The organism is Pigmentiphaga sp. MLSB6-MA01 (assembly GCF_058793475.1).
Window position 1 is genome coordinate 532,779 of sequence record NZ_JBXAFV010000001.1, and the last position, 22,641, is coordinate 555,419.

The 22,641-nt window shown below is 53.6% G+C and carries 19 protein-coding genes; 3 read left to right on the forward strand and 16 right to left on the reverse strand.

The annotated features are described in order from the left end of the window. The first annotated feature begins 34 nt into the window (after positions 1 to 34). Together AC1Q6E_RS02580 and AC1Q6E_RS02585 are read left to right on the forward strand one after the other, a co-directional pair. On the forward strand, positions 35 to 1,174 hold the full coding sequence (locus tag AC1Q6E_RS02580) for a hypothetical protein (protein ID WP_492572146.1): 1,140 nt from the start codon (positions 35 to 37) through the stop codon (positions 1,172 to 1,174). 20 nt (positions 1,175 to 1,194) lie between these two features. Beyond that, complete coding sequence (locus AC1Q6E_RS02585; protein WP_296557317.1) at positions 1,195 to 2,307, forward strand: glycosyltransferase family 4 protein; 1,113 nt, start codon at positions 1,195 to 1,197, stop codon at positions 2,305 to 2,307. Positions 2,308 to 2,972: 665 nt separating this feature from the next. Here AC1Q6E_RS02585 and AC1Q6E_RS02590 read toward each other — a convergent pair. After that, on the reverse strand, positions 2,973 to 3,161 hold the full coding sequence (locus AC1Q6E_RS02590) for a hypothetical protein (RefSeq protein WP_152793159.1): 189 nt from the start codon (positions 3,159 to 3,161) through the stop codon (positions 2,973 to 2,975). Positions 3,162 to 3,491: 330 nt separating this feature from the next. Here AC1Q6E_RS02590 and AC1Q6E_RS02595 point away from each other — a divergent pair, with 330 nt between their 5' ends. Beyond that, positions 3,492 to 5,375 carry a putative phage tail protein gene (locus tag AC1Q6E_RS02595; protein ID WP_492572147.1) on the forward strand — a complete coding sequence of 628 codons (1,884 nt, stop codon included), beginning with the start codon at positions 3,492 to 3,494 and terminating at the stop codon, positions 5,373 to 5,375. Positions 5,376 to 5,848: 473 nt separating this feature from the next. On the opposite strand, the gene AC1Q6E_RS02600 is transcribed toward AC1Q6E_RS02595, so the two are convergent. From AC1Q6E_RS02600 to glmM, 15 genes are all read right to left on the reverse strand, one after another. Continuing rightward, positions 5,849 to 6,397, reverse strand: a complete 549-nt coding sequence (locus AC1Q6E_RS02600; protein ID WP_296557324.1) for a DapH/DapD/GlmU-related protein — start codon at positions 6,395 to 6,397, stop codon at positions 5,849 to 5,851. A 49-nt stretch (positions 6,398 to 6,446) separates the two neighbouring features. Continuing rightward, positions 6,447 to 7,727, reverse strand: coding sequence for an oligosaccharide flippase family protein (locus AC1Q6E_RS02605; RefSeq protein WP_152793162.1), 1,281 nt, complete (start codon positions 7,725 to 7,727; stop codon positions 6,447 to 6,449). Between the two features lie 27 nt (positions 7,728 to 7,754). Next, complete coding sequence (locus AC1Q6E_RS02610; protein WP_152793163.1) at positions 7,755 to 8,948, reverse strand: glycosyltransferase; 1,194 nt, start codon at positions 8,946 to 8,948, stop codon at positions 7,755 to 7,757. A 29-nt stretch (positions 8,949 to 8,977) separates the two neighbouring features. Further along, entirely contained in the window at positions 8,978 to 10,333 is a 1,356-nt protein-coding gene (locus AC1Q6E_RS02615) for a DUF7033 domain-containing protein (protein WP_152793164.1), read from the reverse strand. Further along, positions 10,330 to 11,325, reverse strand: coding sequence for a GNAT family N-acetyltransferase (locus AC1Q6E_RS02620; RefSeq protein ID WP_492572148.1), 996 nt, complete (start codon positions 11,323 to 11,325; stop codon positions 10,330 to 10,332). The genes AC1Q6E_RS02615 and AC1Q6E_RS02620 overlap by 4 nt, the downstream gene beginning before the upstream one ends. Positions 11,326 to 11,420: 95 nt before the next feature. Continuing rightward, positions 11,421 to 12,488 carry a non-hydrolyzing UDP-N-acetylglucosamine 2-epimerase gene (gene wecB / locus AC1Q6E_RS02625; RefSeq protein ID WP_152793166.1) on the reverse strand — a complete coding sequence of 356 codons (1,068 nt, stop codon included), beginning with the start codon at positions 12,486 to 12,488 and terminating at the stop codon, positions 11,421 to 11,423. A gap of 73 nt (positions 12,489 to 12,561) precedes the next feature. Beyond that, a complete protein-coding gene (locus tag AC1Q6E_RS02630) occupies positions 12,562 to 13,650 on the reverse strand; it encodes a DegT/DnrJ/EryC1/StrS family aminotransferase (RefSeq protein ID WP_296557430.1) in 1,089 nt (362 codons plus the stop codon). A gap of 6 nt (positions 13,651 to 13,656) precedes the next feature. Then, positions 13,657 to 14,250 (reverse strand): acyltransferase, encoded by a 594-nt coding sequence (locus AC1Q6E_RS02635; protein ID WP_152793168.1) that lies wholly within the window; start codon positions 14,248 to 14,250, stop codon positions 13,657 to 13,659. Then, a complete protein-coding gene (locus AC1Q6E_RS02640) occupies positions 14,250 to 15,290 on the reverse strand; it encodes a glycerol-3-phosphate dehydrogenase/oxidase (RefSeq protein ID WP_152793169.1) in 1,041 nt (346 codons plus the stop codon). The genes AC1Q6E_RS02635 and AC1Q6E_RS02640 overlap by 1 nt, the downstream gene beginning before the upstream one ends. Before the next feature lie 13 nt (positions 15,291 to 15,303). Next, on the reverse strand, positions 15,304 to 16,362 hold the full coding sequence (locus AC1Q6E_RS02645; protein WP_296557336.1) for a Gfo/Idh/MocA family protein: 1,059 nt from the start codon (positions 16,360 to 16,362) through the stop codon (positions 15,304 to 15,306). Positions 16,363 to 16,411: 49 nt separating this feature from the next. After that, complete coding sequence (locus tag AC1Q6E_RS02650; RefSeq protein WP_492572149.1) at positions 16,412 to 17,434, reverse strand: SDR family oxidoreductase; 1,023 nt, start codon at positions 17,432 to 17,434, stop codon at positions 16,412 to 16,414. A 6-nt stretch (positions 17,435 to 17,440) separates the two neighbouring features. Further along, positions 17,441 to 18,715 carry a Vi polysaccharide biosynthesis UDP-N-acetylglucosamine C-6 dehydrogenase TviB gene (tviB, locus tag AC1Q6E_RS02655; protein ID WP_152793172.1) on the reverse strand — a complete coding sequence of 425 codons (1,275 nt, stop codon included), beginning with the start codon at positions 18,713 to 18,715 and terminating at the stop codon, positions 17,441 to 17,443. 342 nt (positions 18,716 to 19,057) lie between these two features. Next, a complete protein-coding gene (locus tag AC1Q6E_RS02660; RefSeq protein WP_152793173.1) occupies positions 19,058 to 20,200 on the reverse strand; it encodes an MraY family glycosyltransferase in 1,143 nt (380 codons plus the stop codon). Positions 20,201 to 20,580: 380 nt separating this feature from the next. Continuing rightward, positions 20,581 to 20,727, reverse strand: coding sequence for a hypothetical protein (locus tag AC1Q6E_RS02665; protein WP_296557342.1), 147 nt, complete (start codon positions 20,725 to 20,727; stop codon positions 20,581 to 20,583). Between the two features lie 242 nt (positions 20,728 to 20,969). Beyond that, a complete protein-coding gene (gene glmM / locus AC1Q6E_RS02670; RefSeq protein ID WP_152793174.1) occupies positions 20,970 to 22,313 on the reverse strand; it encodes a phosphoglucosamine mutase in 1,344 nt (447 codons plus the stop codon). Positions 22,314 to 22,641 lie beyond the last annotated feature (328 nt).

Below are 22,641 nucleotides of genomic sequence, written 5' to 3' on the forward strand. Positions count from 1 at the left end.
TATTGGCCTTATGCGGGCAAGCCCTCGATATCTGTTGAGTTTTCTATTTTTCTGTTCGATTGCCACACTGCCGTTGTATTTGTGGTCTTCGGGTTTGCCACAGCTGACTCACGTCCTGCTCCTGATTTTTGCCCTGTTTCTATTTTTCGGGTATAGCAAAAAAATATCTTTTAAGCCCCATGAGCTGTTGATTCTTGGGCTCATGTTATTCGCATTGTTCCGGGAGTGCGTGGCGATTATCGGAGGCTCGGGGGCCGGGGGCCTGAGCGAAGTCGCATATCTGGCGTTCAATCTGGTTGTCCTGGTATCGGTCAGATCGTGCCTGGAAACGCAGAATGGAATGGCCCCGTTGAAATGGGGCTATATCACTGCCCTGCTGCTTGCCGTCGCCGGACTGTGGATCATGGGGACGAGCTTCACTGGAACTCAAGTTACCGAACGCGCGATCGGGACATTCAATAACCCAAATCAGCTGGGTTATTTTTCTGTGTGTTCGTTCTGTCTCTTCGTGATTTTTTTCAAATACAGGATGCTCAATGCAATTCAATCCATCGTGATAATTGGGTTGATTGGGGTCTTGTCTGTATCCTCTCTGTCAAAAGCCGCGAACATAGCAATTGGCTTGGGCGTTGTCTTCCTGCTTTTGTCCACGTTGTTTTCCAGGTCAAATTGGTCTTTTAAAATACTGACCCTTGTCGCCCTGCTGGCGATAATGTTCATCTTTGCCGGAAGCTATCTGGAGCTGGACGACCTGCTGATTACCCAGAGATTGCGATCCATTGGATCGGATAGTGATGACAGTCTCGAGGAGCGAGGGACCTTTGCACTTTTCGATGCGGGCGCCAATGTTCTGGAGTATTTGTTCGGGATTGGATACGGCAGAAGTTTCGCCATTGTCGGGCACGAGATTCATAGCACTCTGGCAGCGAATCTTGTGAATTACGGCTTTTTCGGGGGCGGAATATATCTGTTATTTCTGGGGTATTGGGCCTGGAAGTCCTGGAAGAAGTATGGGATCTGGCTGGGGTCGGCCATGGTTTTGCCACCCATGGTTTATGGAATCGCCCATAACGGAACGCGGTTCACGGTCTTTTATGTGGCCATTGCCGCTTCTCTGGCATCCATTTCCAGGCACTATGCCCAGTCTGGAAAGACAACCGCGGAAAAAGCGTAAATTCTTGATGGCGAGATTTTGTGAGTAAGAAAGTAATCATCGCTTTGAACGCGACCTGGAATCTTGTTAATTTCCGTGCGAATTTGATTCGTGCCTTCATAAACCATGGTTACGAAGTTGTCGCTGTCGCTCCCAAGGACAAGTATATCGAGCAATTGCTGGCGCTGGGGTGCCGGTTTGTCGATCTGCCGATGAATTCAAAGGGGAAGAATCCATTCATGGATATCCTCTTGCTGTTCAGGTTCTGGTCCATCTTGCGTCGCGAGAAACCCGCTGTTTTTCTTGGTTATACCGTCAAGCCGAATATCTATGGCTCGCTCGCTGCCCGAAGCTTGGGAATTCCCGTAATCAATAACATTGCGGGACTAGGGGCCGTTTTTATCAAGAAAGGGTGGCTCACGGCGCTCGTGCGTTTTCTGTACGGTTTGGCTCTCAAGAAATCGAAAAGAATATTCTTCCAGAACAAGGATGATCTCGCGCATTTTGTCGACGTCGGGGTCGTCAAGAAAGATGCGGTGGACCTCTTGCCGGGCTCAGGGGTGGATCTGGAGAAGTTTTTTCTCGCGCCCTATCCTGAGAACACGCGGCCTCGTTTCTTGTTGGTGGCCCGGATGCTGTGGGACAAGGGCGTCGGGGAGTTCGTCGAAGCTGCAAAGATAATCCAGGCCAGAGGGTTGTCCGCTGATTTCTGCCTGCTGGGATTCTTGGACGCGAAGAATCCAACCGCAATTTCGCGGGCCCAGATGCAAAAATGGGTTGATGATGGATCCGTTCAATATCTGGGTAGCAGTGACGATGTGCGCTCTGAAATCGCAGTAGCGGATTGCGTTGTCTTGCCTTCTTATCGAGAGGGTACGCCGCGCTCGTTGCTGGAAGCTGCATCCATGGGGAGGCCGATCATAACTACCGATGCTGTTGGCTGCCGTGAAGTCGTTGATGATTCCATGAACGGTTTGCTATGTCGGGTAAAAGATCCCATTGATCTGGCCGATAAGATCCAGATGATGATAGAAATGTCTCCTGGCCAAAGAAGAACTCTCGGAGAAAGAGGACGCCAGAAGGTGGAAAGAGAATTCGACGAAAAAATCGTCATAGAAAAATATTTGAATGCGATCGAGCGCGCTTCGCGCTGATGCAATAGCCCGTCAGAACCTGCCCCGGCACAAGCCACCGATGCAGCCGGTGTTTTCAATGCCATCCCGATGGGCGCATCGTACGCTTGGCGCGCAGGTCACGCGTTCGATCACGCATTTCGTCGCGCGTGGGGCGGCGTGATGAACAAGCGCAATCCGTAGCTTGGAACCAACGCCGGCTAGCCGCGATTCGCGAGGGCGAGGCCGTAGCCGGGCCGAGGCGGGAAGGGGGCGACGAACCCGGACGGCGGAACCGGGCAATCAGGACCTGTTCCGGGATGTGGTCGGCGGCGCAGGCCTTGCCGCATGGCGTTCGGGTAAGGCAGACGAGCACCAGCGCCAGCCTGGCCGAATCGTGACGGCCTGCCCCGGGCCCGACGCAAGTCTATAAGCCGTTTTCCGGCCCGCCGTGGCCGTCAGCCACCGCACGTCTGCCAAGCGCCATCAGATGAGCGGTCGATCGCCAATGAGGGTGACTCCTCATACCGTAAAGCCTTGTCCCTGGATTCCTGGCGGTTGGCGTCGTTCACTTCTCTTTCCCCGCGGTAGCGGGGCAATCTTTTCCCGCGCGGCTCCCGCAGCATTCGATGCACCTCCTTCTGCTTCGTGAGCCGGCGCTCGGACCATTCCTTTCGATCCCCTGCCAGGGGGCCGGGAGGCACGCTTCATGGCGCGCCTGGCATCATCGATCCGCCGCTCGACCGGGGGGACGGCAACCGGTGCCCGCGATCGGCCTCGAGCGCTGTCGCGTTTCCATGGATGGTGTGGGGCTCCGGATCATCCTTGCGTTCGACGGTGTGGTGCTTGATGTCTTCTTCCATTTCCGTGCGCACCGTCGCGGTTCCCTCCGTCATGCCGGGAGCGGACCTCCACCCTGGCAGGACACACCCGCGGCATTTGCCAAAGCTCCAGACATTGCACCGGTGCGAGAGGCGCTGGGCCGATTCACAGGCTCTGCGGGGGAAATACGCTTGTCTATCGTCACGGAAAGGCGTACATGGGTTTTCGCCGCCCATTACGCCCCGTGTTGAGGCTCACACGGAACTGTTCTGGATGACTGGCAGTCCTAAATGAAAGCGGGAACCGGCTGGAAAGTGGCCGTAAAGAAAGCATGATGGCCCCATAGCGTCTGAAAATATTCGTACCGCATATTTTTCGAGAACCAGTGTCTTGCGGGAGGTCGTATGCAACGCCGCCATTTAATCTCCGGGGTCTTGTCCGGCATTGCCGCTTTTTTCGCCACGTCTGTCAAGGCACAGACAAGTCCGGTAAACCCCGTTGACGCGGGTGACCGGAAAGAGGGGGCTTTTCTTGCCTCCCCCTTTGAGGTAGCGAATGTCGATGCCTTGCGAAAACTTGTCCCGAACAGCAAAAGAATGACAGTCCTGCTACAGGGATATTGGCAGGCAGGCGACGGAGGCGGGGGATTGTTGCAGTGGATGCCCGGCAGCACCAACGATGATGACGGAGTTTTTGTATTCCGTCCGATGGAAAATAGTGCGCGTGGGCGATGGGAACGATCCGCCGAAATCGTGGATGTGAAGTGGGCGGGCGCCAAATCCGATGGATACAGCGACGACAGTTCAGCTATCCAAAATGCGGCTTCGGTCGCTCTGCGTAGAGGGTTGCCGTTGTATTTCCCGGCTGGCACCTATCTTCTCGCAAGGAAAGGGAAAATCCAGGTCTTGCTGGAAGATATGGAGAGTTCTTTACGAATATACGGAGCCGGGCCGACGACAACGTTGAGGCTGGGAAGCGGGGTCTGTTCGTCTGATTTCGTTTGTATGTTTTCGGTCAGGTCAAAAAAGGGAGTCAATATAGAATTCTCGGACCTGACTATCGACATGAATGAAGCTGAGAATAAGCTTCTGGGCGGGTCCAGCTCGCTGGAGCATTGCCACGCAATACAGATACTCCCGAAATCGATAAACGGATTCGATAGCGTAATTATCAGGAACCTGTTCTTTTCAAACCTGATCGCCGACGGTGTGAATGTCGGCGGTTCGACAGTGGAATGTGTGAACCGGATCAGCGTGGATGGACTCTACGGTGGAGAGCGGAAAAGAAGTCGCAGCGACATTGCGATCACATGCTCCTACACGAAATTGAATCTAATAAACTGCATTACACACAACATCGAGGTGGAGGTGAATGTCGACAAAGGAAGAGTCGCCACGCCGAGCTTTACTACAATCAGCAATGTTTCCGTGTCCGAGGCGGACTTCATAACGGATGCGAGAGGCGAGCACTGGCTGACGATGTCAAATGCCAATGTTCTGGCTTTTTTCAATATGAACGGATACGTGGCGAACATATCCAATTCAAATTTCCTGGTCAGCAGCCTTGTTCGAATATCTGATTATTCGCATGCTTCCAGTGTATTCTTTGTCGGTTGCCAGTTCAGGACAAACAATGACTACAAGGATGATTATCTGTTTTTCTTTGGAAAGAAGGAAAACGGTCCGAAAATTGTTTCATTCGTTTCCTGCCAATTCGATATTTCTGCTTCGCTGGCGAAGGGAATCATCGTGGATCGGAACTCCGGAACCGGTCCGGAAGATTACTTGATAATAAGGGGCTGTAACTTCTCTGCCAAGGACGTGGAGATCTTCATCAATGCAAATGGAAGAAACATCATAATTGTTGGGAACGATTTCATCGGTGTTCCAAAGAACAAGAATTCCATTGTAATAAGCAACGAAAATAGCAACTCGGCATATGATTCATATATCGAGATAAAAGAGAATAAATTTCTCTCGGCAGGCCAGGTCGCGATCAGTCCTTGCAATTCGGCTTCTTCGAGGGTCATATATTTTCTTGGAAAGAACTATGTCCGTGATCCAGCTCTCATGTTCTATCTGAGAGAGGAGAAATTCACGAATATAGATTTCCATTCCCCAATGGAGATCTTCGTTGATGAGCCGCCAACGAGTGGTTTTACAATATCGGGAACTCGTTATTTATATAAGAACCCGGCATCATTGGGAAAGTTGGGAGTCGTGGCCGGACTCACAGGAGACGTTTCAAAGAAAAAGAAGATTTTCAATGAAATGCCTATCTCTTATTGAGTTCTCGGATGAGATGCTTGGAGCCCCGGCCCGGCTTTGTGGCGGGAGACGTCTTGGAGCACGGACAATTTCCAGGTAGGCCGGTCGATCACGGGAGCCTGGGTGGAGCTTGTCCATACCCGCTGTAACGCTGTCGAGCATCTCTCCTTGGTGTCCGCGGCCAACGCAGGGGTGACCTGGATTGGCGGCCTGGAACGTATCGGCTGCTTCCCGACTACCTCTTGTCTTGATCCGGCAGGCGCTGAACTTCCCGGCGGCTGGCTCCAGGTGGTCTGGCGTCATCGATCTGGCGTCGGAACTCCGCGGGTGACCGCTTCCATGCCTGGCTGGCCTTGGGCTGGCGCCTTGTCCTGGATGATGTCAGGCACCGGCGCGCTCTTGAGCTTGGCTGTAACGGCGTGGTCTCTATCTGTGTGCTCATCGTCACGGCTCTTCCAGCCATGACGTGAGTACGCCTTTACCATGCCGGACACCTAACGGGTCTCTACCGGCCCGGCAGAGGCAGCAAGTTGCTTCATGCGAATGATTCTGCAGGGGTTTCCGGCCGCGACACAGTTGCTCGGAACATCCTTCGTAACTACGCTACCTGCCCCGATCGTGACGTTGTCTCCTATGGAAACGCCCGGCAAGACAATGGCGTTCGCCCCGATCCACACGTGAGAGCCTATATGAATAGGCCGGGTGGGTTCAGGTATCAGCATGTCATCATCGCTATGGTTGGCGGAGATGATTTTTACCCCAGGCCCAATCTCGACGCAGTCTCCAAAGACGATGCCGTTGAAGGCTTGAATGTAGTTCCCCAGATTGTCGCCGGGATCGCAATCGTGCCCCTTCTTTATATTCTTGTAGCCCAGGACAACCGATGTGAAGTGAACCGGCCATGGAACTCGCCGATTGAAGCCCACGATTTTCTGCAGCAACCCGTACTTGAGTAGAATCGAAAAGGAACTCTTGTACCCGGGGCGTCGAAAGTACTGGGGATAAAGAATGCGAACGAGCCATCCCAGCAGGAGCTTGTCCATCCTAAGAATATTCGTCTTTAATCTCTGGTTCATGGGCGGTAGGAAGGAGTCAAAGAAGTTCTTCAGCCAGTAGGTAAATAAGCCAAAAGAATGCAAGCGGGAGAACGGAAAGCTTCAGGCTTTTCGCCTTGCCTGATCCGGCGGTTCTGAAAATGAAGAAGCTGTATATGGCCAGGGAAAGTGAGCCAAAAGCAGAAAATCCCAAGATCGCCATTTGGAAATTGCCAGTCATTCCGCCCAGCAGTACGCCAGAAACGCGAAGGGAAAAAATAAGGATTGTCAGTAAAAAATCCAGTCGTTGGTTGCCCGTGGCTGGAAATATATATGAGAGAGGGCCGGTGACAAAAGAGATCAGCAGCCACGGAGTCAGTATGGCGGCGATATGGCCGCTTTCCCGCCATTCATCTCCGAAAAAAAACTGGAATCCAACCTCTGAACATAGCAGAAAAATCAGAAAGATCGGCGATGCATATAACCATGATCGAGTCGCAAGATTTTCTGTAATCTGCGCAACATTGGCGTCGCTCTTGGTTATTTCGGAGTAGTAGGCCTGGCCGATCGATGTGGTCAGGTAGGTGATTGGAATGGAAACGATGCGATGAGCCATCAGGTAATGGCCAACCGCGGCAAGATTGAATTGGTAGCTGAGTATGAAAATGAGGATGTTGGAAGACAGGGCCGCAAAAAAAGACGCCGGCATGTGATAAAAGGGAAAATTCCGGTACTTTCTAAGAAAGCCTGAAAATTTCAACCGATTGGGGCGGCGTGAAAGAATGCTCCGTGGCCAAATGGCTATGACAGAAATAAACAGTCCGGCCAAATAACCCAGGATCAGCCCGCTCTGAGCGCCAAATAAAACCAATTGAAGCAGGACGACGCTAAGAGATTGGATCAGCTTTGAGGATGATGTCCGCTTGAAATCACCCATTGCAAGCTGATATTGGGTGCAGACTTTATAGAGCGAATAGAAGAAGGTCGAGAAAACTATCGCCACGAGCAGGCCCAGGGAGATCTCGGTGCCGTGAATGGTCCTGCCCGAAACGAATAGACCGACAAGGAGGATGCCGGTCGCCAGAAGCGTGAAACTACCCAAGAATGCAAATAGCGCCGACGAGTGAACCGTACGGCTGCGACTGAGCATGAAGGTGTTCTCAAGGCTCAACGTGGCCAGATGGGAAAGGATCATTCCGCTGGAGAGAATTACCCCAAAAATGCCGAACTGGTCTGGGGTATAAAGGCGGGCGAGCGGAATGGAGCCTAGCGCGAGGATAAGCTGAGCTGAGACATTGCCAGCAAGTAGCGTTCTGATTTTTTTCTTGAATGAAGCCACGAGAAGTTTTCTTAAGAAGAACCAGATCTACATCGATGGTTTGTAGTCAGAGATGATCCGTATCTCTGTTTCAAATCGTCGGGGCCAGGGCAGGATCAACCGAGAGATGTCCGACTTTGCTTCCTCGATCAGTTCCTGCGTTGATGCGAGATCGGACTGGATCCACGCATTGATTTTTTCCGCAATGTCTTCCGGGAACTTGTCCTCTGCACCCACCAGTGAGTTTTTCTTATGAGAGAAAATAGTTCCGGTATCTCCGGTGCTTCTGACGGCTATCAAACGGCCCGCATAGACTGCTTCCCACAGCGAGTTTCCGAGGTTGCTGTTGTCATAACAGAAGAGGCAAACGTGAGATCTCTGCAAGGCCTCAAGGTATCCAGATTGCTGCTGCCCGGGCGTAATGGTGACGAACTCTTCCAATCCGAGGTCTTTGACGCGGGCTTCGAGTTTTGACCTGTCAGGTCCATCCCCGAGGATTTCGAGGTGGGCATTCAGTTTATATTCCTGTACCAGAATTCTTATTGACTCCAGTGCCAGGTCATGTCTCTTCCAGTGGCTCAGCCTACCGATGGACAGGATTTTCAGCACGTCTCCCCGGGTATATGAAACAGGAGGCAGCGCACTCAATTTCTCGTGAAAGGCCTGGTCAATTCCATTGTAGAGGTGATAGAAAACCCCTTTTCTTCCTGCGAATTCCACGAGCGCGTCGTATTGAGTACCGTCGTTCGTGGAAATCAGAATATCCCGTCCGAACCTGGCCGTAAGATATTCGAGAAGATGGCGAGAAAAAACCTTGGAATATCTCTTTTTCTTGACGAAATCAGATGCCAGGGAGCCAAAGACCCGGCATACCGTTGTTTTTGCGTATTGCTTGCCGAGCAGGCTGGCTATGAGACTATAGTTCGCCATTCCATAAATCACATCAAAATTTCCCTTCCTGATGTGCTTGAGGGCGTAGATGTACGAAATTGGCAGGCAGAGAAGCCTGAAAAGAATCCTGTTTTTTACGGGAATTTTGTAGAGATGGATCTTGGAGCCATTTTCAAAGGATATGACCCGGGAAATATGGGGGTTTACTACAATGGCTTCAAACCGATGGTCGGCGGAGCGTCCGAAATATTGGAAAAAATTATAGACCGCGGGCATTCCCTTGGGGGGGGCTCCACTTATGAACCAGGGCAGGAGCCCGGAAAAAATATCGCCCAGAACAAATAGATTCATTTTAATGACGTTCCTGGAATTCAATGAAATCAACTCTTGTCATTGATTTTCTGTAGTAGTTCTTCGTAGAGTCTCTTCATTGAATTCGTGGATACACCCGCGTCGGCAAAAATACTGTTGTGGAAATTGTAGGTGATGGCCGTACCGGATTGATTGGCTTGGATGAACGAAAAAAGCAGTTGTTTCGCCTTGTCGACATCGTACGCTGCTTCCATCAGCAGGGGCCCGTCCATTATCACCAGTGGGATCTCCTTGACATCAAGCTCCTGGCGCAGGTCGAGGTCGAAGATGGAAAATTCCATGCCGGTTCCGCATCGAAAGCCAATCTTGTCAGCATATCCGAGTGTGTAGTCCCTGCGGATCTTGTTTTCCTGCAAGATCCTTGGCGTTTCACTCACGGAGTATCGAAGAATGTGCTGCCGGCTGCTGGTTATCTCAGTCCTGGCGCCAAGAGCCAATGCTGCTCTTTCCTCAGCCAGTTGGCCGGAGTCCTTGTAGGTGACATAGCTCGGGTGCAGGCCAATCTCATATCCGTTTGAAATTGCAAGGCCGATGGCTTCTCCAGCTTCGGCATCTGAAAGCGAATACAGGTTGTCGTACCTGGTGCGCCCACCGCTCATGAAAAAGACGACGCGATCCTTGGTCCGGTTCTTTGAAAAAAGCCACTCAAACGTGTCGAACGGATCCTTCCCGGTTGAGCGAAATTCGAAAAATTGCCGAGCCAGGGAAATTGTCTTTTTCAGGTTTTTTTCTTTCAGGAAAGTCCGCGCAAATGCTCGAATGATCCGTTTGTTTGAACCAAATTTCCTCAGGCAGTCGATGTCATGAGTGAGGGTGTGCTTGGTGGGCCAGTTGGAGATGCTGGTTCCCAATGTCTCCAACAGCGCCAATCTAATATGATCTACCACCGGAATGCGATGGAGCTCTTCCTTGACCAGGAACTGAGCCTCGCTTCGCAGCCGGCCATGTTTGTCCAGAGAGTCGTCGGACGCGTACCACTCTTCATATCGCGTCAGATGGAAGAAGGTCGCTTCCAGGACATCGAAATGAAGGGCTTGATTGGATGCAAATTGACCATCAGGCCGCTTGTGCTTTTCTACCGAATATAAGAATCTTGAACCGTGGGCGTACCTGTTCGAAATCAATGAACCCGGTATTGGACGGTCGGAGCCATTGAAGAGAATGCGTTGCCGTGGAATGGACAAATCAACATCGGGAGGGATCGTGTCTCCGTATGATATTCGATAGTCTGCTTCGAAATTTTCATCGTTAAAGCCCAACTCGAACTCATGCCCCTCGACGGAGCAAAAGAGCTGCCGAACGGTATATTCAATTTCCCGGCTGAACTCGGGGCTGTCGTGAAGGAAAAGTATGCGCGTTTTCATTTTATTTTTCCACGAGCCAGATCAGCCAGTTTGAAGAGAAAATTTCTTTTTTGGATTTCAAAGTATGGGACTTGTTCGGCGCCAAAGGCGCGAACGAATTTCTCCACGGGCTTGATCATGCTGCCTTCGAAATCGAAGAATTTGGCAAATTTCTGGCAGTATTCGATGGCATCCCAGAGGAGCAGGGACGTGGCGCCGCTGCTTCTCAGCGAAGGATCGGCACCGCCCCAAAGATAGTACGCTGTTTCGGCATCCCAGACGATATAGACAGCCGCATGGACCTGTTGGGTCGCCGTGTCGACTGCCAGGGTGATGCGACGCATCTTTCTCTGGGAAAGCTCTTTGTCAAGCCTTCGTACGAAATCCAGGGAGTATGGAATCTCTTTGTTCTGGCGAAGAAAGCTCTTTTTATTGATTTCATAAAAAGAGTCAATGTCATCGATTTCTTTGATGGAAACCTTGGATTGAGCCTTTTTTATATCGGTTCTTATATTCGACTCCAACTCTTTGTGGAGATTTTCTATCGTTGGTGACAGGTCGAGTCGATATGTATAGAGAGTTGTTTGCGCGTAGCCGCTCCAATAAAACGGCATCCAGTTTTTCAGGGAAAACCTGAATTTTTGCTTGAAAAAAGAAAAACGGGGAATCTGTTCGATAAGATTCTCCAGGGCTTCCTTTTCATGGGCGATTTTTTTTGCAGGCCTATTGCTGGAGGCTGGAGATATCCAAGGGCCCAGAAACTGGGTTTGCTTTGGCATGCGGCTGATGTAAATGCCGAACTTCTTCTCGACTGTATAAGGCCAGACAGCTTTGACGCTGCCGTCCTTGTTGTGAGAAAAAACAGCGTTCCAATTGCCATTTGTCGCGGCCTCGATCCACCACCATTGAAGGAAGATGGGGACGGCATGAGCGTTCTCAGACCATTCTTTGTATTCTTCTTTGTTGTCCTTTGCGAATGGTCTATGCGGCTGAAATAAATTAAGAATTCTCATGGGCAAAGAAGTGATGGTGTGATGAGGCCACAATGTAAATATGGGAAGATTGAACTCTGGAACGAAGCGAAAAAATGCTCAGGCTCGTGAGCTTGTCATTTCGCAAGGCACGAGGCTATTTTTTCGGAGGCGAAACCTTCACCATACGGGCTGTGAGCGACTTGAATGGTCGAGCCGAAGCTTTGGCGCGCACTTTTTATGATCTGCTCTTCATCTGCGCCAGCCAGTGTATTTGCCTTGATTTCGACGAGTTCTACCCATTCCGTTTGATCACGCATGGTGATGCAGGGTTTGCGGAAGAAAAAAGCCTCTTTCTGCAAGCCGCCACTGTCGGTCAGGACAAGACTGCAGCTTTGTAGCAGGTCGATCATTTCCAGGTATCCCACTGGATCGATCACGGATATTTCCAGTTCGACGCCCAGGCGTTGAATGGCAGCCCGCGTTCTTGGATGAACGGGAAGCAGAACAGGGGCGATATTCTTATGTATGTGATTGAGCGCATTGATGATGGATCGCAGCCGATTTTCATCATCGGTGTTTTCCGCGCGATGCAATGTCGCAAGTGCAAAGTCTCCCTTCGGCTTGCTTTCGATGGTGGCGGAAGCATTCTGGGCGAAGAAAAGGGCGGCATCCTGCATGACATCGCCAACGTTGAGCATCGTGATTGGCTTCGAGCAAAAACCTTCTCTTTCCAGGTTCTTGATCGCCGTCTCTGTCGGGCAAAAGAGGAGGTCGCTTACATTATCGGTAAGGATGCGGTTGACCTCTTCCGGCATCTGCATATTGAAGCTGCGCAAGCCAGCTTCGATGTGCGCGACGGGAACGTGCAATTTGATGGCAGCCAGCGCGCCGGCCAATGTCGAGTTTGTGTCGCCATACACAAGGACCCGATCGGGTTTTTCGTCGAGAATGATGCGTTCGATGCTTTCCAGCATACGGGCTGTCATTTGCCCGTGGGTTCCGCCATGGATGTCCAGCTGAAAACGAGGCTTTGGTATGCTCAGCTGGTCAAAGAAAATGCTGGACATGTTCGCGTCGAAGTGCTGGCCGGTGTGGAGAAGCACTTCCTCTATTTCATCAGGCCTTTTTGCCAGAGCATGGGAGACAACGCTGGCCTTGATGAATTGCGGACGGGCGCCGATGACAGTTAGTATTTTCTTCATTTAGATCCGGGGTGTCTAAAAAAATATTGCCTCACATGGGAGGCATGGAGGCAAATATTAGAAATTCATCATTTCAGCTAAGCGAAGATTTTATACTATCTGCTATTCTGTTGATGTGTTCTAATGTAATGTATGGGCTGAAGGGCAGGCTTAATACCTGTTCCGCTGTCAGGTCGCCAACCGGCAGATGCACAGCGGTATCCTGTACCGCTGGCTGTTTGTTCAGCGGTATTGGATAATGAATGGCTGTGGGGATCCCCTGCTCATGCAGGGCGCGCTGCAGTTTGTCGCGTTCAGAGACCCGTATCGTATATTGCGCCCAGGAACTGATGTTGTGGGGCTCGACATGGGGCGTTGTTTCTATTCCCCGCTCAATGAGGGCTTCGGTATACGCAGCAGCCAGTTTTTGGCGGGTATCCATTTCGTCAGAAAAAACGTCCAATTTCGCGAGCAGGACGGCTGCTTGTATCGTGTCAAGGCGGCTGTTCACGCCGACGCGAATATGGTGATATCGGCGGTCCTGGCCGTGGCGGGCGATCTGCCTGATTTTCGTGGCCAATTCTTCATCATTCGTGAATATGGCCCCACCGTCACCGTAACAGCCCAGAGGTTTGCTCGGGAAGAAGCTGGTGCACGAAATATCGCTCAAGTTGCACGAGTTGCGCCCCTTGTATTGGGCTCCGAAGCTTTGCGCTGCATCCTCTATGACTGTTATGCCGTGTTTTTTCGCAATCTCGTTGATTGGGTCAAAATCGGCGCATTGCCCATAGAGTGAAACCGGAATTATTGCCTTGGTCCGCGGTGTAATGACTTGTTCCAGGAGCGCCGGGTTTATGTTGTAGGTTTTTGGATCGATATCCACATAAACAGGTTTCGCGCCTAGCAGGGCGACGGTCTCCGCGGTGGCTATATAGGTGAACCCAGGGGTGATGACTTCATCGCCGGGTCCTATCCCGATGGCCATTTGTGCTATTTGAAGCGCATCCGTGCCATTGGCGCAAGTGACGCAATAGCGTGCTCCGACCGCCGCGGCGAGTCTCCCCTCCAGTTCGGTGACCTCCGGGCCGAGGATATATTGACCATGAGCCAGCACGCGCTGTATGCCCTGATCGATTTTTTCCTTCAATCTGAGCTGCTGTGATTTCAGGTCGCAGAATTCGATTTTCATTTATTTGTCCGCCTTTGTCAGTTGGCTATCAGAGAGTGAGTAATGGTCACCGGTATGCGGGCAGGTAAAATTACCTTGGCCATTTACCGGCAGGGGAATTCGTTCACCGTACTCGCTCATCCATCCGATTTGCCTGGCGGGGACGCCGGCCATTAGAGCGTATGCCGGAACGTTTTTTGTGATAACGGCTCCAGCCGCGATGAATGCGAACTCACCCACCGTCACGCCGCACACTATCGTACTGTTCGCACCAAGGGTCGCTCCACGTTTGACGAGCGTGTTCCGATACTCATTCTTGCGATTGACCAGGGCCCGCGGGTTGTATACGTTGGTGAAAACCATGCTGGGGCCGCAGAAAACGCCTTCTTCCAGTATTACGTTGTCATAAACCGACACGTTATTCTGGATTTTGCAGTTGTCGCCAATGACTACCTTGTTGCCGACGAAGACATTCTGGCCGAGGGAGATATTGCGCCCGAGCTGGGCGTCGCCGCAGACATGTACAAAATGCCAGATGCGGCATCCGTCGCCGATTTGCGCCCCGTCGTCAATGATTGCCGACGGGTGGGCGGTATAGTTGCGAGATGTTGACATTATTCTAGAATCCTCTTTGCTGCTTCTTCGCCTTCAAGCAACGCGGTCGTCCATTTCCCACCGTAAATATGCAGGACATTGTCGACCTTCTCAAAGGCCCACTCGCGCGTGGCATTCGTCGGGTCGTCCGCACTGAAGACGAGGGGGCGAACTCCCGCGAAGGAGCCAATGATGTCGTCCGTGCCTGCATGAGGCGAGAGGTAATGGTTGTAAACTTCAAGCAAATATTGGATTTCGTGTTCGCTGGGCCCCGGATTCTCTGCTTCGCTCTGCCGTATTTCGGTTGTCCCGAGAAGCGTAGCTCCTTTGTATGGCAAAACAAAAACAACCCGCTTTTCCCCCGGCACCGGTAGCAGCAATGCAGTTTCAATGGGGCGTTTAAGCAGGATATGACTGCCACGAACCAGATCCAACTTGTAGGCAGATTTTCCGGGTTGTGTTTGACGCAGTGACGCGACCCAGGGCCCGGTTGCATTGACGATTCTGTCAAAACTGGATAACTGATTGAAATCGGTGATTTCGCATTGCGTGCGAATATCAACGCCCTCAGCCGCCAGTTGGCCGACAACCCAGTTTCCTAGCGCATAGTCGTCCATCTGGGCATCATAGAATGAATATGCTCCCAGGAGGTCGGATTGTACAAGGCTGGGATGGCGGGCCCCGACCTCGGCCGCGGTGAGCCACCGGCTTTTCGGAAAGCCGCTGCCGCGCGCCAGAAGGTCATATAGCTTGATTCCAGTCGCGATGATCCATCGGGATCGGGAGCCATCTTGGTAGATAGGCAAAAGCAGCTCAAGCTGCTGGCAAAACTGGGGGGCTCTTTGTAGCCAGGTCGTTCTTGCCAGCAGAGCTTTACGCACCAAACGGAATTGCCCTGTTTCGAGATAGCGCAGGCCGCCATGCAGCAGTTTGGAAGACGCACTGCTGGTCTCTTGCATGGGGCGGCCGCGCTCGAAAAGCGTAACTTGAGCGCCCCGCTTCGAGAGAGCCCAGCTTGTGCAGGCTCCGACAATTCCCCCGCCTACTACCGCAATACGCATTGCAGGACAGCCTTTAAAACTCGAGCGGCAAGGCGACGCGACGGCCGTCTCGAGCCGACAGGTACAGGGCTATGAGCAACTCGAGGCTTTTCAGCCCTTCGCGACCGTCTGTTTCGGGCTCTTCTTCCCCGCTCAAGGTCTTTATCACGTTGTCGTAGTAGAGGGGATGGCCAAATCCATACACCGATGTGGTCGAATAACTAGCCGCCTGAATGGCCTCATCCTCAGGAAGGGCCTGGTCGAATTCCCAGTGTTGGATCTCGTTGACAGCAACGCCGCCAATGCGGACCGTGCCCTTCTCGCCGAGGATGGTAATGCTGCCTTCCAGATTCTTGGGGTACGTGAGCATGCTGACATTCAGAGTGCCCATGGCCCCGCTCCGCCAACGGAGTGCAGCCGCGCCGCTATCTTCGACCTGTATGTTCCGGGCCAATGTGCCCGTATATGCCATGACACTTTCGAGAGGGCCGATCAGCCAATCCAGTAGGTCGATGTAATGGCTGGCCTGATTCATGAATGCCCCGCCGTCGAACTCCCAGGTGCCGCGCCATTTGGCGCTATCGTAATATTCCTGGGGACGAGTCCAGAAGACATTGATTGCAACGTTGTAGATGCGACCAAACCTCTTCTTGTCGATGGCTTGCTTGAGCAATTGGAGCGTGGCGTTGCGCCGGTTTTGTTTCACGACGAAGAGGCGCACGTCTGCCTTGTCGCAGGCGTCCACCATGCTCAGGCCATCTTCCCAGCGCGTGGCCATCGGCTTTTCGGTCATGACGTGCAGGCCAGAGCCGGCAACCTTGATTGCTTGAGATGCATGCAAGCCACTGGGAGTGGTCAGAATGACGCAATCGGCCGTCGTCTGTTCCAGCATTGCGGTCAGATTGCCATGGCCGCGCGCACCGGTTTGGCTGACGGCTCGTGCCAAGGCGTCTTCGTCAATGTCGCATACGTCGACCAGTTCGCATCGGTCGGCGTGCTTTTCGATGGAGGAAAAATGATTTTGAGCAATTCTTCCACAACCCACCAATGCGAAACGGATTTTTCGTTCAGATACGGGCGTAGTCTTTTGCATATGAGAACCTGTTTAAATATATCTTCCCGGATTGAGCCAAACCAAGACTTCAATCCCGGTGAGAGCTTAGGTACCAAGGCATTGCCGCGATAATGCCCTGGGAAATGTCATGTGTCGGCGAATATCCGAGAAGGTTCCTGGCCTTGTCTATGTTCGCCTGGGAGTGCCGCACATCGCCCGGGCGAAAATCGCAATATTCCGGGGCAAGATCATAGCGGATATCGTGCGAAGCCAACGCGCCTCGAAGCATCTCGAATAGCTCATTGAGCGTGGTCCGTTCCCCGACTGCGACGTTGTATATCTGATTGCGGGCGTCGCTTTGAGAGTGAGCGGCCAGGATGTTCGCCTGGACGGCGTTATCTATATAGCAGAAATCCCGACTGCTTTCGCCGTCGCCATTTATCCTGACGGGCTGGTTTTTTATCATCGCGGAGATCCACTTGGGAATGACTGCCGCGTATGCACCCTCAGGATCCTGCCTGGCACCGAAGACGTTGAAATAGCGGAGCCCTATGCTGGAAAAACCATAGTTTTTCGAAAAGACATCAGCATAGAGTTCATTGACCAATTTCGTGACCGCGTAGGGAGACAGCGGCTTGCCTATCGTGTCTTCCGTCTTGGGGAGCGCCGGGTGATCGCCGTAGGTCGAACTGCTGGCTGCATACACGAAGTTCCTGACCTCATTGTCCCGGGCCGCGACGAGCATGTTCAAAAAACCGTCTATGTTCGAGGCATTGCTGGCGAGAGGATCAGAGAGACTACGAGGTACGGAGCCCAGGGCCGCTTGATGCAACACATAGTCAATGTTCCGCGTCGCCTGGGCGCACGTCGCGACGTCGCGGATGTCGCCCTCAAGGAAATCAAATCGAGCCCATTGCTCGGGTGTAACGAGTGTTTCGATCTCGGCCAGATTCTTCGCGTGGCCCGTCGAGAAATTATCGAGGCCGACGACATCCTGGTTTAGTTTAAGAAGCGTTTCCAGAAGGTTGCTTCCGATGAAACCGGCGACTCCCGTAATCAGCCATCTCTTTGGTTGCGAGATCAAAGAGGCGCGTGCGGTTGCGTAATTCATGATTCTTCAGAGGCGCAGGTCAGATGCATCGCGAGGCAGGACATACTTCAAGTCATATATGACGTGGTCTTTCTTGCCCAGAGCCCGGATGGCATCTTCCGACAGCGCTTTGAATTGTTCGTGGGCAACGGCAAGGATGATTGCGTCGTAGGCCCCCTCGGCCGGCGTGTCTATCGGGGTTATGCCGTGCTCATGCTCGGCTTCGGCCGCGTCGACCCACGGATCATAGACGTCGGCGGTAATGTTGTATGCGCCAAGTTCTTTGAGGATGTCGACTACCCGGGTATTGCGCAGGTCGGGGCAATTTTCCTTGAAAGTCAGGCCCATGACCAAGACGCGCGCGCCCTCGACATGAATGCGCTTGTGCAACATGGCTTTGACCAGTTGCGAGACGACATAGGCTCCCATGCCGTCGTTCAATCTGCGCCCAGCCAGGATGATCTCTGGGTGATACCCGATGCTCTGAGCTTTGTGGGTAAGATAATAAGGGTCTACGCCGATGCAATGGCCACCAACCAGTCCCGGCCGGAACGGCAGGAAGTTCCATTTGGTACCGGCTGCCTTCAACACGGCCTCGGTGTCGATACCCATCTTGTTGAAAATGATGGATAGCTCGTTGATCAGGGCAATGTTGAGGTCGCGTTGTGTGTTTTCAATTACTTTGGCCGCTTCCGCCACGCGGATGCTCTCGGCCTTGTGCGTGCCGGCCGTTATGATCTGGCCGTATAGCTGGTCTACGAGAGCGGCGACTTCCGGCGTGGAGCCGGAGGTAATCTTCTTGATCGTCGATACGCGATGTTCTTTGTCACCGGGGTTGATTCTTTCCGGGCTATAGCCGGCATAGAAATCCACGTTGTATTTCAACCCCGATACACGTTCGAGGACCGGGACGCAGTCTTCTTCAGTGGCCCCGGGATAAACCGTCGATTCGTAGATGACGATGTCCCCTTTCTTGAGGACTTTGCCGATCGTTTCGGATGCCTTGATCAGCGGCGTGAGGTCCGGGCGCTTGTGCTCATCGATGGGGGTGGGAACCGTGACAATGAAGACGTTGCAGGACATCAAATCTTCGATTTGCGAGCTATAACGCAATCCGGTGGCGGATTGCAGTTCTTCGTTACTCACCTCGAGGGTTGAGTCGTGCCCGGCTCGGAGAGCTTTTATTCGCTCGGCGTTGATATCGAAGCCAACAACCGGTTGTTTCTTCCCGAATTCTACCGCGAGTGGCAAGCCGACATAACCAAGACCAATCAGTGCGAGTTTGATGTTTGAAAGTTGCATAGCGACTTTTTTGTCAATGAGCGTGAAGTAGGAATATCTGTATGGGTAGTTGAAAAGGCCGGCGTTTTGCGCCTTGTTCTTGAACTGAGGTTTGACTCTGACTTTCGTGGTTACGCTACTCTACGCTTCTTCTCAACGAAATTAATATTCTGCTGCGGGCCAGGTTCTTCGATCTGGTGCCGGGGGCCGGTTGCGCAAGCGGAAACCATCTCCGCTGCACCTGCCCGCCGTGCCCATGTACCGAAAAAACAGCTTCAAGTATTGGTGATGTCCGTGTCAATCGGGAGCGTGTTCCCAGTTGCCTGGGGGCCAGGCGGCAGTAGGGAATGAGACGCCCGGACGCTAGGGTTGTTGCCGGACAGGCGGCGATTTTCCCTGCGCAGGGCTATTTTCCCGCATTCTCTTGTGGAACGGGGACAAGACCGTGCGCAGCAATCGGAGCGCCCGTTCCCGCTTGGCCGTAACCCACCACCACAGGCCGCAGCAGACGACGAATGTTGCCAGCAGGGTGACCGCGCTGAAGTCGTGCCTGAGTGCCTGAGCCGCGATGAGTCCCGTGAAGACGCTGAACAAGGCAAGCAGCACGACGGTTTGCATCGGGCTGGCCCCGGCATCCCGCATGAGGTGGTGTATATGGTTGTGGTCGGCCTTGAACGGTGAAAAACCGCGACGTACTCGATGCAGCATCAGGACCAGGCAATCAATCAGCGGAACAGGAATGAGCCACAAGGCGAGCGCTGGCGTGACAGGGTGATCGGGGGTCTGGGTGAGTCGGAATGACACCCAGGCAACAGTGAAGCCAAGAAAGGCGCTGCCGCCATTCCCCATGAATATCTTGGCGCGATTGCGCCATGGGAAGCGGAAATTGAAAATCAGAAAGGCGAAAAGTGCTCCGCAGATCGGAGCGATGTCGGAGGTGAGCGCCGCGTTGCCCGAATAGCTGGCAGCCGCAGCCAGCATTATTAGCGCGACCAGGCAGAGAGAGCCGGCAAAGCCGTCCACGCCATCGATCATGTTCAGCGCATTGATGAGTCCGACCGTGGCGAAGACCGTGAACGGAATTGACCAGATGCCTAACGAGACGTCATTGAGGCCTAGAAGCGGCCCCAGGTGTTCGGCTCTTACACCGCCCCAGGTCGAGGTGATCAGCGTCGCTATTATCTGGACGACGATGCGAAACCACCATGGCAGGTCGAATTTGTCATCCAGCTGCCCTACGACGATCAGAAGCCCCCCGGCCACGGCAAAAGCCAGGAACTGAGAGAGAGGAGCTTCCGGGCGTAGACCAAAAAAAAGATAGCAGCCAATAATGCCGATAATCATCGCCAATCCACCGACTACGGGAGTCGGAAGGCTGTGGTCTTTACGGCCTGCAGGAAAATCAAGCAGTTGAAATTTTCTGGCTACAGGAATTAGGCTGGCTATGGCCACTGTAGTCAAAATGCCTGCTGCGAGTCCTTTTTGCCAAATAGAAAAATCAATCATTTGTCATAGAGATTGTTGCGATAGTGTATGATTCCCTGCGCCAAATGCAGGGTTCTCGCCGGGGTAAGAGTTTATAAAAAAATCTTGTTCCTGGTCACGGATTGGCGAGGAGCTGGCGCGGGAAGCGGAGATAGGTACTCACTTGGATAGGCAAAGTCGAAAGGTGGCTGCGCGGCGGGCGACATGTCGGATCGTAGGTGGTAAGGTGGAGCTTCAATGGTGCTGTTCCGGGCGCCGACCGATATTTCTCGTTGTCGAGGCCAGGAAAAGAAAAGGGCATGTAGGTTCGTCTGCATGATTGCTTGTTCCCCGTTCAATCGAAGTCCGCGAGTCTAGTCCCCGGGCGCAAATTTCCCTCGTGGCTCGTTGCCTATCGGCCGCTAGGCGGCCAGGCAGGTTGCATCCAGCAGCGCAACGGCGGCATTCTGATCAGCATGGCGGGCCGTATCAATCCCCCATAGAGGGGATTGCGGAAAGCCGAAATGCCGTTTTTTCAATGAATTCGAGGCGACCTTTAAGGTTAGCATGTCGTGATGTTCCTATATCAGGAAAGCCCTGACAAAGATTGCGTCGGTTTGTACATGCAAAATCAGTTATTCACAAGATTGTGAATTACGGAAGAAAGCGATCAAGGAGTCGGCAAGGTCGGTCTTTCGTTTCCGCAGTGGTTGGCCATGGAAATTTCCCTGGTGGGTCGGCGGGGTGAGCATCGTTGTCCGGTTCAGCGGGAATCGCCGAGGAGCCTCAAATAGAAAGCGTAGATCCGGGATCAGTTCAAGCTCGTCGCCAGTCTGTCCACGCACCGAACCGCCAGCATTTCTTCGTCCGCCTCCACCATCAATCGCAGTTTCGGCTCGGTACCCGACGGCCGGATCAAGACCCGGCCGCGGCCTTGCAGCGTGGCCGACACCTCCCGGTAAGCGGCGGCGAGGCCAGGATGGGACTCCCACTCCAGGTCAGGTTGCAGCTTCACGTTCACCAGTTTTTGCGGCAGCAGCCGCAGTTCGGAGGTCAGGGCCGGCAGGCCCTTGCCGCTGCGGCGTATGGCGGCGATGACCTGGAGCGCGGCGAGGACGCCGTCGCCGGTGGAGTGGCGGTCCAGGCACAGGATATGGCCCGAGCTTTCGCCGCCGAACAGCCAGCCTTTGTCCTGCAGGGCCTGCATGACGTTTTTGTCGCCGACCGGGGTGCGGACGAAAGGAACGCCCAGGTCGGCCATGCGGCGCTCGAAGGCGTAGTTGGTCATGACGGTGCCGGCCACGCCGGCCACCGGGCCTTGCGTCATGCGGTCGCGCACGATCACGTAGAGCAGTTCGTCGCCGTTGTACATGCGGCCGCTCGCATCCACCATCTGTAGCCGGTCGGCGTCGCCGTCCAGGGCCACACCCAGGTCGGCGCGATGTTCCCTGACCTTTTCCGCCAGGGTTTCGGGGTGGGTGGCACCCACCTTTTCGTTGATGTTGAAGCCGTTGGGTTCGCAGCCGACGGGAATGACCGTGGCGCCGAGTTCCCGGAAGACGTTGGGGGCGATGTGGTACGCGGCGCCGTGGGCGGCGTCGACCACGATCCGGAGCCCGTTCAGGTCCATGTCGGACGGGAAGCTGGCTTTGCAGAATTCGATGTAGCGGCCGGCGGCGTCATCCAGGCGTTTCACGCGGCCCAGTCCTTCGGAGGGGGCGCAACCCATGGGTTGGTCCAGGGCGGCTTCGATGGCTTGTTCGGTCTGGTCGGGGAATTTGCTGCCCTGGGCGGAGAAGAACTTGATGCCGTTGTCGTCGAAGGGGTTGTGCGAGGCGCTGATGACGATGCCGGCGGACAGGCGCAGGGCCCGGGTCAGGTAGGCGACGGCCGGGGTGGGGATGGGGCCGGCCAGGACGACGTCCACGCCGGCGGCGGAGAGGCCGGCTTCCAGCGAGGACTCGAGCATGTAGCCGGAAATGCGGGTGTCCTTCCCGATCAGGACGGACGGGCGGTGCCCGCGCGGTGCCTGGGCCAGGAGTACCAGGCCCGCGGCATGGCCCAGGCGCAGGGCGAAGGCGGCATTGATGACCGCTCCGCCCACTTTGCCCCGGATGCCGTCGGTGCCGAAATATTTAGTTTGTGTTGCAGCCATGATTTCTTCCGTGCTTTCTTATTGCTTCATGCTTCTTTGCTTGTCTGCAGGGGAAAGCGACGCCTGGCGCTCCTTGGTCGGGAGTTCCGGTATTGACAGGCCACCATGATTCCCCACTACGGCTTTTATTGAAATCTGCCGTTTAGCCAGCGCAAGCTACACGGACGACAGCATAGGCGGGGAAGTATGACACTCCGCTTCCGCTATGTAACAAAATACGGAGGATGGTCGCTAGAATGGGGTAATGCCCGGGTGGCCGCACGCGGGGCCGCTCGGGGTGACAGCGCTTACAAATTGTTACGCTGTTTAACTAATGTTCGGAGATTTG

Bases quoted from the DNA above. Each gene is read 5' to 3' on its own strand.
- AC1Q6E_RS02590 (WP_152793159.1), bottom strand. From the start codon at position 3,161: ATGACGGAGGGAACCGCGACGGTGCGCACGGAAATGGAAGAAGACATC.
- AC1Q6E_RS02595 (WP_492572147.1), top strand. From the start codon at position 3,492: ATGCAACGCCGCCATTTAATCTCCGGGGTCTTGTCCGGCATTGCCGCT.
- AC1Q6E_RS02600 (WP_296557324.1), bottom strand. From the start codon at position 6,397: ATGGACAAGCTCCTGCTGGGATGGCTCGTTCGCATTCTTTATCCCCAG.
- AC1Q6E_RS02610 (WP_152793163.1), bottom strand. From the start codon at position 8,948: ATGAATCTATTTGTTCTGGGCGATATTTTTTCCGGGCTCCTGCCCTGG.
- AC1Q6E_RS02615 (WP_152793164.1), bottom strand. From the start codon at position 10,333: ATGAAAACGCGCATACTTTTCCTTCACGACAGCCCCGAGTTCAGCCGG.
- AC1Q6E_RS02620 (WP_492572148.1), bottom strand. From the start codon at position 11,325: ATGAGAATTCTTAATTTATTTCAGCCGCATAGACCATTCGCAAAGGAC.
- wecB (WP_152793166.1), bottom strand. From the start codon at position 12,488: ATGAAGAAAATACTAACTGTCATCGGCGCCCGTCCGCAATTCATCAAG.
- AC1Q6E_RS02635 (WP_152793168.1), bottom strand. From the start codon at position 14,250: ATGTCAACATCTCGCAACTATACCGCCCACCCGTCGGCAATCATTGAC.
- AC1Q6E_RS02640 (WP_152793169.1), bottom strand. From the start codon at position 15,290: ATGCGTATTGCGGTAGTAGGCGGGGGAATTGTCGGAGCCTGCACAAGC.
- AC1Q6E_RS02645 (WP_296557336.1), bottom strand. From the start codon at position 16,362: ATGCAAAAGACTACGCCCGTATCTGAACGAAAAATCCGTTTCGCATTG.
- AC1Q6E_RS02650 (WP_492572149.1), bottom strand. From the start codon at position 17,434: ATGAATTACGCAACCGCACGCGCCTCTTTGATCTCGCAACCAAAGAGA.
- tviB (WP_152793172.1), bottom strand. From the start codon at position 18,715: ATGCAACTTTCAAACATCAAACTCGCACTGATTGGTCTTGGTTATGTC.
- AC1Q6E_RS02660 (WP_152793173.1), bottom strand. From the start codon at position 20,200: ATGATTGATTTTTCTATTTGGCAAAAAGGACTCGCAGCAGGCATTTTG.
- AC1Q6E_RS02665 (WP_296557342.1), bottom strand. From the start codon at position 20,727: ATGCTAACCTTAAAGGTCGCCTCGAATTCATTGAAAAAACGGCATTTC.
- glmM (WP_152793174.1), bottom strand. From the start codon at position 22,313: ATGGCTGCAACACAAACTAAATATTTCGGCACCGACGGCATCCGGGGC.